Below are 12,840 nucleotides of genomic sequence, written 5' to 3'. Positions count from 1 at the left end.
ATAAAAAAATCATTTTCTAGTCATTTATTCTTTTTTCATCTATGATAGAAAGAAAACCACTATCACGGAGAGTTCGTTTAAGAAAATCCTGTCAAAACTGTTTGACAATGCCGTAATATCAATGGATTTGAGCAGAAACCACAGCAGGTCTGCGTTAAGGTAGAAGAAGGAGGCCAAGATGACGATTGGGGAAGCATTAAAGAACCATCGAGTCACACAGCAAATGAGCCAAGAAGAAGTAGCAACAAAAATTTTAGTGACCCGCACATCGATCTCAAATTGGGAAACCGGCAAGACGGTACCAGACAGTTTGAATTTATTGAAACTGAGTACCCTTTATGGGTGCAGCGTCGATGAGCTATTAAAAAAGGAGCGAGCAGGAATGAAAAAGAACTTTCGTACGATGACCTATGGTGCTGGATTGAAAGACGGAACGATGCGTTTGAAAATCGAGACCGATGCCAGCAAGTTTTTCCCACGAGGGGTTGAAGTCAAAGCATCTGTCGATTTAGAAACAGGAGAAGTGACTTTTTTTGTCGAGCAAGAGGATCTGCAAAAGCTGAAAGCAGCCACCGACGAAAAATAATTTTTTTATACAGTTTTTTGCTGAATTTTGTTTGGACAAGAGAAAAAAGTGATGGATAAAAAAACACGAGCCTAGCTGCATCGTGTTTTTTTATGTGGGATGAAAGAGGGCTGAGGCAATCGATGAAAGCTGGTTCTGTTTGTTCTTGGCTGCTATTTTCAAGGTTTGTAAGGTTTAAGGGAAAGCGAAAAGATGTAAATGACTATATACAATATATAGTGAATAGAACGATTTTTATCTAAATGAAGCACAATATGTAGTATTTACTTTTTTAAGAGATTGTGTAAAATAGCAGGTGTAGTGAAGAAGGAGCTGTTGTTTTTGAGAGTAACTGTATTTTGCGATACCCGTTTAGAAAGTGAGGAAAAGTTGGCAAAGACCGCTCGTGCCATCGGCAATGCCTTAGCAAAAAATCACATCGAGTTGGTTTATTGTGGCCCTTTGGCTGGCTTGATGAGGGAGATGGTGAAAGGGGTCTTTGAAAAAGAAGGCGCAGTGACGGGGATCTATCCATCAGGTTCCTTTGCAGAAGATTTGCCGCCAATCATCACTGGATCAAGCACATACACCGAGTTCTATACGGATACGAGGGAGGAACAAACGCAACAATTGTTGGAAATGAGCGATGCCTACCTTGTATTACCTGGTGGATTTGGTACACTAGAGGAGTTGTCATCAGTATGCTCTTTTATGACTCTTGGGAAATTGCCAGTCAAGCCGATCGGTGTGTTAATGAACGAAGGCTTGAAGGATGGACTGAAGCCGCTGCTAACAATGTTTGAAGTTTGGGCTGAACTGCCGGAAACGCTCTTTTTCCTATCTGACGTTGAGTCGTTGATCCAACGATTGGCGGCGAAGGGGTCAGGAAAGGAGTGCTTAGCAGGATGAAGCAGGTCTATTTAGCTGGACCATTTTTTCAAACGAACAAGTCGCACGACTCAAACAGGTAGAACGCAGTTTAGCTGAAAACTCGCAACACTTGGCGATCTATTCGCCGCGCCTGTATCAAGAAGGTTCATCTGAACCCAATACACCGGAATGGGCGAGAGAAATTTTTGAAAAAGACATGCCGGAATTGACACGAGCCGACGTCGTCGTTGTCGTTGTGGATTACCATGGTGGAATCCCTGATCCAGGAACAGCCTTTAAAATCGGCGCAGCACACGTACGAAATAAACCAGTGATCGCTTTTCAGGAAAAAAGCGCGGCGGTCAATCTGACGTTGACGGAGTCGGTACAAGCGTATTTGACTGATTTGGCGGCACGAACAGCGTATGATTTTGAAGAGATGGCGCACCGAGCATTTGTCGGTGACTATATTTAATAAAGGATGGATGAATGTGTTATTAATCGCAGGTACGATCGGGGCAGGAAAAAGCAGTTTGACTGATTTTTTATCGAAGGAAATGGCGTCGAAGCCTTTTTATGAAAACGTGGAGGACAACGATGTCCTGCCATTGTTTTATTCCAATCCAGAACGATACGCTTTTTTATTGCAGATTTTTTTCTTAAACAAAAGTTTTTTAGGGATGCGGGAAGCGTTGTCGAATGATGACAATGTCATTGACCGCTCCATCTATGAGGACAGTTTGATGTTTCATCTAAATGCCGATCTAGGTCGCATCGCACCGATGGAAGTCGAACAATACGATAATCTGTTGAATACGATGCTGCGGGAATTGGAAGAATCGGCGCCGTTGAAACATCCAGATTTAATGGTTCATATCAAAGTTTCCTTGGATACGATGATCGAACGGATCAATAAACGTGGCCGTTCCTATGAACAAATTGCCAATGATCCGACATTGTACGACTATTACAAAGAATTGAATCAGCGATATGATGAATGGTATGAAAACTTTGACGTTTGTCCGAAAATGCAAATCGATGGGGATCAATTGGACTTTGTTGCCAATGAAGACAACCTCATGGTGATCCTCGAGATGATCCAAGAAAAATTGGCAGAGGTCCGTCAGACCCATGGCAAAGGCCACTATTGTACGGACAAAGCCATCGCAAAAGGTGATTTTTCCAAGAAAAATTAAAGCAGAGAAGCAACCGATGATTCTTGCCAGCTGGTTGAAAAGCAGTCATCCCTGTCAGCTTTTTTATGATTAATCGAAGTGCTTGAAAACGCTGATTTTGCAGGATTAAAGAGCAATCATTGCTGTCAAAGCAATTATTCAATGGCGTTTGGAGTAAACAAAAGGAAATTGGTCAGCACCGAAGACGCCGTTTTCGGTGCTTTAGTGTTTCAATTATCTATTGAGAGACATATTCGCGCCAGACACCAGCAGCAAAGGCAATGACTCGTGTTGGTGTATCAAGAGTCTGTCCATGTGGTCACTAGGGTGAGTTACTAGCTGATTGAGTGCATCAAGTGTTATTCAAACGGGTGAATGCTGCGCGATACTAATAGTAGATACAATCACCAGCACTTCATTGAAGAATATTTTGCCTAAAAGTAGAGAGATTCGCTTGTAGTCTATTGCCAAGCGAATGCTTCTCTTTTTTTATTGCTAAGGGCTGTTTTGTGCCAGCGTATGATTTGATCAAGAAAACATCGCTACGATTATATCGAAAAGTTTCTGAAAAAAATTTGCATATTCATCTTTTGCTCCGTATACTAGTTTAGGACGTTGTTTATAAAACGCTGTATCATCGTACATATTTTTTGATAGGAGGAATTGCATGAAAGAAAAACGAAAAGTCTTGCGTCCGTTAGGATCAGGGTTTGCGATGGCGGTTCCTTTGTTTATAGGGATCCTCGTTCAGGACCCTTTGATAAGTTCTGTGGGGGCGATGGGGGCTTTTTCATACTTGGCTTTTCAACATCGGTCCCTTTTTTATAATCTGCGCGCCATTTTGACACACGGCGCGGCGTTGTTGCTGGCCTTTATTTTAGGTGCTGGGACAGCACTGATTCCTTGGAGCGCGCCTTTTATTATCGGCGCTTTATCGTTTTCCGCGTTTTTGTTGTCAAAAGTGATGCGGATCCCCAAGCCGGATTATTTCTTCGTGTTGATGCTTTATGCCACCGGCTTTAACTTTCACGCCGCTCATCTTGGAGAAATCTTGCACCACAGTTCCTATTTGCTTTACGGCATCGCAGGCTCGCTGCTTGCTGGACTGGTGATTTCGTTAGCTGAACAGCTACCGTTGAAAGAAGAAAAAACGGCCTTTCAACAACTGAGCTTGCACGAGAAATATTCGCTGGCATTATCTCAGCAACCAGAAATGGTCATCAAGGCGTTGCACTTTTCTTTGATCTTGTTTATTGCCACCTACATTGCCTATCTGTTGCGGGACAGCAACGGGTATTGGATCTTGATTTCTGCTGCTGCCGTCTTGGCAGGAGAACATATGGAAAAAATCAAAAATCGCACGATCGGCAGGGTACTGGGAGGAATTGTAGGGCTGCTGCTGGGTTTCTTATTGATGTCCTTGCATATGCCCCTTGAAGCGATCGCAGTGGTATTGATCATTCTAAACATATTGACGGAGTTTTTTATGCCAGTCAATTATACCGTTGCTAATTTCTTTACCAACCCACAAGTCCTGCTGTTAATGACGATCGGTACTAGTTTTACGCCACTGAAATTGATCCCATTGCGTTTTTCAGGGGCATTGATTGGCAGCGTGCTGGCAATGCTGTTGATCTTTCTAATGGATTGGGCAGTAAAGCAAATGGAGCAAGCGCTGGGAAATAAGCCAGAAGACACGACGGATCAAACACAATAGCATGCACCATCATCGATAAGCAAGAGCAGCTGCTCTTGCTTTTTTTGCATCTGATCCTCTATCTAAACGTTTTCTCCATCGGATAGGAAAAATAAGGAAAATATGAAATAATCGAGCAAAGATTCCTATTTCGAAATAGAAGCGTTTACATTTTTGCAAACTAAAGTGGCAGAAACATCTACTTTTTTTGTTGTAAGCGAAATCATATACTCAAATCAGAGAAGGAGAGAAAGTTGTGAAAAAACGAATCGTAGATGTTTTGCATCGCCTGTTGGTGACTGATTATCCACTATCCATCGAGCAACTGGCAGAAGAGACCGCAGCGAGTGGGCGGACGATCCGCAATGATTTGAATGAGATCAACACGTTTCTTGCTGGCTTACACATCGGACCGATCCAAACCCTTCGAGGAAAGGGCATCCTTTTGAAAATGCCCTCAAAGCAGCAAGCCATCGTTTGGCAGGCATTACAGGCACAACAGTCGGAATATATGACCCGTGAAGAGCGTAGTTTTGATCTGCTACTGCATCTGACATTTTCAAAAGAGATCCTGGTGTTGAATAAAAAAGAAGAAGCGTACCAGATATCGAAAAGCAGCATGGATGAAGACATGCGCCGTTTGCGGGCGGACATCAATAAATATGGCATTGAGATCATTAGTCTAGGAAAAAAAGGACTGCGGTTGAATGGATCGGAACGAGCGATTCGGACGATGATTTTTGACATCATCAATCAGCGGATCGGTAGGCTGCCACTTGATAAACAGACCCCAGATTTAGTCTTTACGAAATTGCTTTATCGCTATTTGCCGCAAAAAGAAATCAAACAGATCCAACAAGTGATGCAAGCAGTGTTGCCGCCAAATCAAAATGAGTTGTATAGCAGCCAAATCTTATTGTTTACCGCCATTTGGCTGATGCGCATCAGAATGAAGGAATTTATCACTCGCATGAATTGGTCTACTTCCAGCAATCCGCTCCAAGGGTCAGCCTATATCCAGGCGATCGCTGAAACCTTTTCGATCGAGCCACCAGAAATCGAAGTCAACTATCTTTCTTTCATCATCGAATCACTGAATTTTAAAGATTTGTCCAATTCCATCGAATGGGCGCATGCGCAACTCTTATCGCTGCAGCTGATCCAATTTGTGGAATGCCAAACCAAGATCCCTTTTAGTAAAAAGGAAGAAGAGTTGTTAGAGGGATTGTATAAACATATGGCCGCGCTGATCGTTCGAGCCAAGAGCGGCATTCAAGTACCCAATCCGATCAAAGAGACCGTTCGCAAAAATTATGGACAAATCTACCAAGCCGTCAAGGGGTTCGCTCCTACGATCGAAGAGATCGTAGGGCAACCACTATCAGAAGATGAACTGACATTTCTCGTGATCCATTTTTCTACAGCCCTAAGTTCATTGAACCACGAGATTATTACGAGCTATAAGGCGGTCGTTGTCTGTAACCATGGAATGGCAACCGGCAATCTGCTGGCAGCCAGCCTCAAGGAGAAGTTTCCAGAAGTAGAAGTTGCGGCAGTCTTGAATTCACAAGAAGTCAATTTGATTACGAAATTCGATGTGGATCTAGTTTTTTCAACCTATGAGATCGATTATCGAGAAAAGCCAGTATTACTGATCCCACCGATCATCAATGAAGAAAATCACCAAGTGATCCGCCGCTTCTTAAAAAACAATGAACAGTTCAAGCGGATCGCCTTTGACCAAAAAAATGCCACGCTGTTCTTCAATCAGTTGCTTACAGTCATTGAAGAAAGCGGCGGGACAGTCGATGCTGCCGCCTATCGCAAATTGACACACCTGTTTGAACAAAATCAATTAGCCATTAATGCAAGGGAGATTCAGCCAATGTTAAAAGATGTTTTATCCGCTAGTCATATTCAATTAAACGTTCCTGTTCAAAATTGGGAAGAAGCCATTGAACGCTCGGCGCAGCCGCTAGTAAAAGAACAGATCATCGAACAACGCTATATCGAGGCAATGGTTGCGGCGGTGGAGGAATACGGTCCTTATATCGTCATTGGCAAACATTTGGCGCTGGCGCATGCCCGACCAGAAGATGGCGCCCAGCAGTTGGGTGTGAGTGTCCTCACCTTGGCGCCGCCAGTCGCATTTGGGAACCCAGAAATGGACCCTGTCAAAATCATTTTTTGCTTGGCTGCGGTGGACTCTTACTCTCATCTTGCCATCATGAAGGAATTGATCGAACTGATCAATGATGAAGAAAAAGTCACGCAGTTGCTGGCTTGTTCCACGATTGAAGCTTTTCAATCATTGCTATTTTCATAAAAAACAAGAAAAGGGGAAAAAATCATGAACAAATTATCGATCTTATTCGTATGCGGTGCAGGTCTTGGCAGCAGCTTTGCGGCTCAGATGTCAACAGAAGATGTCTTAACGAAACTAGGAGTGGAGGCGAAATTGGATCATGTCGATATCTCATCAGCAGTATCAATGAAACCAGACATCATCATTACAGCAGAGAATTTTCGGACGCAATTTGAAAAGTTTGCTTTGGACCCGACAACCGCAATCATTTATTTACGCAACATCGTTTCAAAACCAGAAATCGAAGAAAAAATCACCCCAGTATTAACGGAAAAAGGCGCACTGTAAGGAAGGGTCATGACGAAGGGAGTTTGAAAAAATGGGCATCATCAATTTTATTATTGATAATATTTTAACGCAGGCATCGATCACGATCGCCTTGATCGCGATGTTAGGACTGCTGCTTCAGAAAAAGTCTGCAGGTCAAGTCATTTCAGGAAGTTTGAAGACGCTATTGGGCTTTCAGGTTTTAAGCGCTGGTTCTAGCATCATCGTCGGTAGTTTGACCTATTTCGGCGAGATTTTCACAGAAGGATTCGACATGCAAGGCATAATCCCTTCCATCGAAGCCATCAACGGGCAAGCGATGAATGAGTTGGGCTTGGGGCGGGACATAGCGCTGACATTTTTAGCCATCTTTGTTTTTAATATTTTATTGGCACGCTTTACGAAATGGAAATATATTTTCTTAACGGGTCAGGCCATTTTATGGATGGCGACCATGACGACGGTTTTTGGCTATTTCGCTGGTTTGCGGGGCGTTGTCCTGATTCTCGTTGGTGGGTTGATTGGGGCAATCTTTGCCGTAGCGATGCCAGCGATGGCTCAGCCTATCATCCGTAAAGTCACTGGGTCAGATGACATTGCTCTCGGACATTTCTGTACGATCGGCTACCTCTTTGAAGCAGGCGTTGCCTATCTGTTTGGAGAAAGAGGCGAGAAGAAAAAATCGATCGAAGACATCAAACTGCCACGTTCTTTTGAATTTTTACAAGACACCTATCTTTCTGTCATGGTCGTGATGGTTCCACTGTATATCGTGACGGTCTTGTTTGCTGGAGAAACCTTTGCTTCTACGCTCTCTGGTGATCAAAACTATATCATGTATGCCTTCTTGCAAGCCATCCAATTCGTGGTTGGGGTCTATGTTTTGTTAGCAGGCGTTCGGTTGCTCTTAGGCGAGATCGTCCCTGCGTTTCGTGGGATCGCTATGAAATTGGTGCCTGATGCAAAACCAGCACTCGATTGCCCAGTATTCTTCCCATATAGCCCAAATGCAGTTATTTTAGGCTTCATTACTACAACGATTGGGACAGTCATCGCCATGTTCGTTTTACCAGTCTTTGGCTTGGCGATGATCTTGCCAGGTATGCTGACGAACTTCTTTGCCGGCGGCACCGCTGGGATCTTCGGCAATGCGGTCGGTGGACGTCGAGGGGCGATCATCGGAGGGATCTTCCACGGCTTTTTCATTACATTACTGCCAGCCCTACTTGTGACGATCTTCAATCAAATGGGCTTTGTTAACGCTACGGCAACCGATGTGGATACCGTCACGGCAGCCCTGCTATATGCTTGGATCATCAGTCCCTTATTGAAAAACTTTTAATCGCTAGGAGGAAGACGCATGTTCTCTTTTTTCAAAAAAGAAAAAAAGCCCACAGAAACACCAGCGGTTCCTTTGACCGCTGAAGAAAGCCAAGAGGCAGAAGCGCTTATTGCAACCTTAGAAAGTCAGTTGCAAGCAGAAACTGACAGCGACGAACAAGCAAAATTGTATGAAGCGTTAGGCTTAGCGCAGGCTAAACTTTCTCGCACAGAAGAAGCGATCGACGCATTGGAAAAAAGCTTGCAGGCGAAAAAATCGATCGGGGACGGCTACAAAAAACTGATGTCCCTTTACAATGCTCAGCGTGCCGCCGCCGCACGAAACGGCGAAGATGCAAAGATCGACTATTACATGGACAAAATGGAAGAAATGCGGCAAATCGCCAAACAACTTACGATTAGCGGCAATTAAACTAGACGAGGTGGAATCAAGGATGTATACAACATTAAAAGAAGTAACGAAAACAGCAGAAGCATTGAATTTTACAGTGGGGGCTTTTAATACCCATAATTTAGAAATGCTACCAAGTATGCTGCGGGCAGCCAAAGAGATGGGGGCACCCATCATCATTCAAACAAGTATCGATACGGCGAAATACATCGGCTATGATGTCTTGGTCAATGTCGTCAAAACGATTGCCGATCACGAGCTAGTGGACGCTGTCTTGCATTTGGACCATGCCAGAGATTTCGATGAGATCAAAGCAGCGATTGATAGCGGCTATAGCTCGGTGATGTATGATGGCTCGCATTTGCCCTTCAAAGAAAACATTTTGAAAACGCGCGCAGTCGTCGAATACGCCCATGCCCATGGGGTGTCCGTCGAAGGAGAACTAGGAACGATCGGCGGCACAGAAGAGGGCATTCATGTGGAAGAAGACGATAAAGTCTTCACCCGCCCAGAAGATGCGGTAGAATTTGTCGCTGCTACTGGCGTCGATGCGCTAGCCATCGCTATCGGAACCAATCACGGTCAATTCCGCTCCAAAACCGAAGTGAATGTTGCGTTATTGAAGGAAATCCATGCGGTCGTAGACGTGCCGCTAGTCATTCATGGAGGAACTGGCGTCAAAGAAGAAGATTATCCTGAATTGATCAATAACGGCATTCGCAAGTTTAATGTAGGTACTGAATTGTTGGTGAATTGGACGAAGATCGCAAAAGAAAATTTTGGGGCAACGGAAGTCAACAAATCATTGCGCCACAACGTGATCCCATCCAATGAAGCCATCAAAGAAATCGTCAAGCACAAGATCGGCCTTTTCATGAATACGAAAGCGCCGACTGCGATCGGCAAATAGATGGTACGCAAAAAGATGCTTGTTTTATTGGCAGGCAGCCCTGGAACTGGAAAAAGTTATTTACTGAATCTGTTGAAGACACGTTTTCCTGATCTTTTCGCTCTTACGCCGGATGAAATCAAAGAGTGCTATGCCGAATCCCTCGGCTTTGATTCATTGGCAGAAAAAGCCCGGATCGAAAAGCAGTATGTTTGGCCTTTTTACTATCAAGCATTGGGCTTATACATGTCTTTAGGAAAACGTTTGGTGGTCTCGGAATACCCCTTTAGTGAAAAGCAGAAGCCCTTGCTGAATTTTCTCGCCCAAAGCTATGGCTATGACTGCTTGACCATACGTTTGACAGCTTCTTTTGAAACCTTATGGGAAAGACGCTTCTTACGTGATCGTGCGGATGACCGCCATTTGAGTTTTATCATGGAACGGTACCATTACGGGGATGTGCTGGAAGATAGACAAGCTGCAACCAACCATATAACCAAAGAAGCGTTTCGGCAAATCATCACCGATCGCCGTTACGATGACTTTCAGTTAGGGGAGCTTATCGAAGTCAATGTGGAAGAGTACGAGCAAGTGGATTATCGCCCATTGATCGAGAAAATTGCAATTGAGCTAAGTAAATAAGCAAAGCAGTTGGCGTTATACCTGTTCTAGGTACATGCCAACTGCTTTTTTTGATGAGCTAGTTCTCATGACTCAGCTTTTGGGAAGTTTAGCTGTCAAAGCAAGACGGATTGTTGCTTATGTCTCAGAAGACTTTCTTTTGCAAAACCGCCGATTTCCTCTAGAATAAGAAGCATAACAGAGAAATGGAAAAGGCGGGGAATGGATGAAAGATTATTTTGCGCAATACAAACGCCTGTTATCGATCGCTGAAGCAGGTTTGTACTATGGCAAAGATGTGTACGATAAGGAACGTTACCAAGAGATCAAAGAGTTGGCATTGCATTTGATGAGTACCGTCGTGGATCAAGACGCAGCTGCGTTGACCCTTTTAACAGAAAATAATGAGGGCTATCCTACGCCCAAAGTCGATGTACGAGCATTGATCCAAAAAGACGAAAAAATCTTGCTGGTGGAAGACAGCCTGACGAAAGAATGGTCACTGCCAGGAGGCTATGCAGAAATTGGCTTGACGCCACGGGAAAACATCAAAAAAGAAGTGCTGGAAGAAACTGGCTTGCTCGTTGAGGTCAAGGAGCTGCGAGCAATTTTTGATACGAATCTAAGACCAGACATTCCACAAGTGTTTCAATACTATAAGCTGGTCTTTGCCTGTGAGGTTCTGGCAGGGGACTTCATCAAAAATAGTGAAACCTCCAACAGCGATTACTTTGCGTTGAACGAGTTGCCAAAGCTTTCCATCAAGCGCACCACCAAGGAACAGCTGAAGCAATTGGTGAATGAGAAGTCGTTACACGTGGATTAGAAACAACTAAGGGTAAGATGTTGGAAAAAGCGTTTTATTGGTTTTTTTAACCGGATAATATTTACTTGCAGATAAAGTTGGTTTATGATTGATTTCGTCGTTTTCATTATAAAAAATCAAGCAATCGTGATACCTTTGCTTGATTGCTGGAGGAGTAAAAATGAAGAATCAAATCAATTCCTTTTTTGGGCTGGATGCCCTACAAACAACGGTCAAACGAGAAATCTTAGCTGGATTTACCACCTTTATCTCAATGGCCTATATTTTATTCGTCAATCCAACGGTCCTTGGGGCATCTGGGATGGACGAAGGTGCCGTCTTTACAGCAACGGCGTTAGCCAGTGCATTGGGCTGTATCTTGATGGGGGTTTTAGCAAAATACCCGATCGCTACAGCACCCGCATTAGGGATCAACGCTTTCTTTTCTTATTCAGTCTGTATTGGAATGGGGGTTCCATGGCAAACAGCATTAGCCGGTGTGTTTGTGGCATCACTGATTTTTATCGTGATCACGATCTTCAAATTACGGGAGCTGATCATTGATGCGATCCCTGCTGATTTAAAATATGCCATCTCTGGCGGGATCGGTCTGTTCATCGCCTTTTTGGGATTGAGCGAAGGCGGGCTCATCGTTTCTGACGATTCGACCCTTGTGGCGCTAGGTTCATTGAGTGTTGGTACGACGTGGCTGACGATTTTTGGTTTAGTGATCACTGCAGTCTTGATGGTTCGCCGAGTTCCTGGCGGAATTTTTATCGGGATGGCCGCAACAACTGTTTTAGGTCTTTTGACTGGCTTGATCCAAGCACCATCCAGTATCGTTTCTGCTGCACCAAGTATTTCTTCCACATTCTTAGTGGCGCTCAACCATGTAGGAGACATCAATTCTCTGCAAATGTGGGTCGTAGTACTGACTTTCTTACTCGTCACTTTCTTTGATACCGCAGGCACCTTGGTAGGGCTGGCCAACCAAGCGGGCTTCATGAAAGACAACAAAATGCCACGGGTCGGCAAAGCTCTTGCTTCTGACTCCACTGCCATGCTCGCCGGTTCTTTATTAGGGACCTCACCAGTAGGGGCGTATGTGGAATCTTCCGCTGGGATCGCCGTGGGCGGTCGTTCTGGCTTGACTGCTGTGACGACGGGAATTTTCTTCTTGTTCGGCTTGTTCTTTTCACCATTATTGTCCGTTGTCACTTCCCAAGTGACGGCACCAGCTCTGATCGTTGTAGGCGTGCTGATGGCACAATCGCTGCGAGAAATCAAATGGCACGAAATGGAAATCGCAATCCCAGCCTTCTTGATTCTATTAGGCATGCCCTTGACCTACAGCATCTCCGATGGGATCGCGTTGGGCTTTATCTTTTACCCAATCACCATGTTAGCAGCCAAACGCGGCAAAGAAGTCTCACCGATCATGTACGGCTTGTTCTTTGTCTTTCTTGGGTTTATGTGGATTTTGAATGTGTGATAGAGGGGTTTCAATGTAAAGTTAAAGTAGGATTTCTACTAATGAAAAACCAGTTAAGCGTGGCTTAGCTGGTTTTTTTATTATATGTCGCTTGCTATAAAAATGTTCAGAATCGAATAAGGGTTTACTATTCGTGGTTTATCTGCTGACGAATCAGGGCGTTGTGTTGCTTAAAAAATATACTCAATGATCTGATCGATCTTCGCCATAGCTTGTAAAGGGAGGTTTTAGTTTCTCTACCATTCATTGATTGTAAGATGACTTTGAAGTGAAGCTTCATTCCAAATTCTCCTATCCCAACAATTTTCACGCAAAACCTGCGCTTTTCTTTCAGTTATTGTTATAATAAAAGAAAATGCAAAG

The 12,840-nt window shown here is 44.0% G+C and carries 13 protein-coding genes; all 13 read left to right on the top strand.

The window, feature by feature from the left end:
- Positions 1–178 precede the first annotated feature (178 nt).
- The 13 genes from IGI78_RS11415 to IGI78_RS11355 all read left to right on the top strand — a co-directional run bounded on the left by IGI78_RS11415 (position 179) and on the right by IGI78_RS11355 (position 12,477).
- A complete protein-coding gene (locus tag IGI78_RS11415; RefSeq protein ID WP_086291986.1) occupies positions 179–586 on the top strand; it encodes a helix-turn-helix domain-containing protein in 408 nt (135 codons plus the stop codon).
- A 321-nt stretch (positions 587–907) separates the two neighbouring features.
- Positions 908–1,474, top strand: coding sequence for an LOG family protein (locus IGI78_RS11410; protein WP_195264698.1), 567 nt, complete (start codon positions 908–910; stop codon positions 1,472–1,474).
- 22 nt (positions 1,475–1,496) lie between these two features.
- Positions 1,497–1,910 carry a nucleoside 2-deoxyribosyltransferase gene (locus IGI78_RS11405; protein WP_430618584.1) on the top strand — a complete coding sequence of 138 codons (414 nt, stop codon included), beginning with the start codon at positions 1,497–1,499 and terminating at the stop codon, positions 1,908–1,910.
- A gap of 16 nt (positions 1,911–1,926) precedes the next feature.
- Positions 1,927–2,631 (top strand): deoxynucleoside kinase, encoded by a 705-nt coding sequence (locus IGI78_RS11400; RefSeq protein ID WP_077452807.1) that lies wholly within the window; start codon positions 1,927–1,929, stop codon positions 2,629–2,631.
- Between the two features lie 646 nt (positions 2,632–3,277).
- A complete protein-coding gene (locus IGI78_RS11395) occupies positions 3,278–4,327 on the top strand; it encodes an FUSC family protein (protein WP_077452806.1) in 1,050 nt (349 codons plus the stop codon).
- 235 nt (positions 4,328–4,562) lie between these two features.
- Positions 4,563–6,632 carry a BglG family transcription antiterminator gene (locus IGI78_RS11390; RefSeq protein ID WP_288362658.1) on the top strand — a complete coding sequence of 690 codons (2,070 nt, stop codon included), beginning with the start codon at positions 4,563–4,565 and terminating at the stop codon, positions 6,630–6,632.
- Positions 6,633–6,656: 24 nt separating this feature from the next.
- Entirely contained in the window at positions 6,657–6,959 is a 303-nt protein-coding gene (locus tag IGI78_RS11385; RefSeq protein WP_005225455.1) for a PTS sugar transporter subunit IIB, read from the top strand.
- Between the two features lie 31 nt (positions 6,960–6,990).
- Complete coding sequence (locus IGI78_RS11380) at positions 6,991–8,280, top strand: PTS sugar transporter subunit IIC (RefSeq protein ID WP_008379073.1); 1,290 nt, start codon at positions 6,991–6,993, stop codon at positions 8,278–8,280.
- 18 nt (positions 8,281–8,298) lie between these two features.
- The gene (locus tag IGI78_RS11375) at positions 8,299–8,691 is read left to right on the top strand and encodes a tetratricopeptide repeat protein (RefSeq protein ID WP_195264701.1); all 393 of its coding nucleotides are present in this window, start codon (positions 8,299–8,301) and stop codon (positions 8,689–8,691) included.
- 22 nt (positions 8,692–8,713) lie between these two features.
- On the top strand, positions 8,714–9,580 hold the full coding sequence (locus IGI78_RS11370) for a class II fructose-bisphosphate aldolase (RefSeq protein ID WP_005234664.1): 867 nt from the start codon (positions 8,714–8,716) through the stop codon (positions 9,578–9,580).
- Positions 9,581–10,201 carry a zeta toxin family protein gene (locus IGI78_RS11365; RefSeq protein ID WP_195264703.1) on the top strand — a complete coding sequence of 207 codons (621 nt, stop codon included), beginning with the start codon at positions 9,581–9,583 and terminating at the stop codon, positions 10,199–10,201.
- A gap of 205 nt (positions 10,202–10,406) precedes the next feature.
- Positions 10,407–11,006, top strand: coding sequence for an NUDIX hydrolase N-terminal domain-containing protein (locus IGI78_RS11360; RefSeq protein WP_195264705.1), 600 nt, complete (start codon positions 10,407–10,409; stop codon positions 11,004–11,006).
- Positions 11,007–11,166: 160 nt separating this feature from the next.
- Positions 11,167–12,477 (top strand): NCS2 family permease, encoded by a 1,311-nt coding sequence (locus IGI78_RS11355; RefSeq protein WP_195264708.1) that lies wholly within the window; start codon positions 11,167–11,169, stop codon positions 12,475–12,477.
- Positions 12,478–12,840: the final 363 nt, after the last annotated feature.

This window comes from Enterococcus sp. DIV1767 (assembly GCF_050542585.1).
Classification (GTDB): Bacteria; Bacillota; Bacilli; order Lactobacillales; family Enterococcaceae; genus Enterococcus_D; species Enterococcus_D innesii.
This window is presented reverse-complemented; position numbering and strand designations above follow the sequence as displayed.

What these genes read in the sequence shown, in the direction of transcription:
- IGI78_RS11380 (WP_008379073.1), top strand. Translation starts at nt 6,991, where the DNA reads ATGGGCATCATCAATTTTATTATTGATAATATTTTAACGCAGGCATCG.
- IGI78_RS11385 (WP_005225455.1), top strand. Translation starts at nt 6,657, where the DNA reads ATGAACAAATTATCGATCTTATTCGTATGCGGTGCAGGTCTTGGCAGC.
- IGI78_RS11355 (WP_195264708.1), top strand. Translation starts at nt 11,167, where the DNA reads ATGAAGAATCAAATCAATTCCTTTTTTGGGCTGGATGCCCTACAAACA.
- IGI78_RS11415 (WP_086291986.1), top strand. Translation starts at nt 179, where the DNA reads ATGACGATTGGGGAAGCATTAAAGAACCATCGAGTCACACAGCAAATG.
- IGI78_RS11395 (WP_077452806.1), top strand. Translation starts at nt 3,278, where the DNA reads ATGAAAGAAAAACGAAAAGTCTTGCGTCCGTTAGGATCAGGGTTTGCG.
- IGI78_RS11370 (WP_005234664.1), top strand. Translation starts at nt 8,714, where the DNA reads ATGTATACAACATTAAAAGAAGTAACGAAAACAGCAGAAGCATTGAAT.
- IGI78_RS11360 (WP_195264705.1), top strand. Translation starts at nt 10,407, where the DNA reads ATGAAAGATTATTTTGCGCAATACAAACGCCTGTTATCGATCGCTGAA.
- IGI78_RS11365 (WP_195264703.1), top strand. Translation starts at nt 9,581, where the DNA reads ATGGTACGCAAAAAGATGCTTGTTTTATTGGCAGGCAGCCCTGGAACT.
- IGI78_RS11375 (WP_195264701.1), top strand. Translation starts at nt 8,299, where the DNA reads ATGTTCTCTTTTTTCAAAAAAGAAAAAAAGCCCACAGAAACACCAGCG.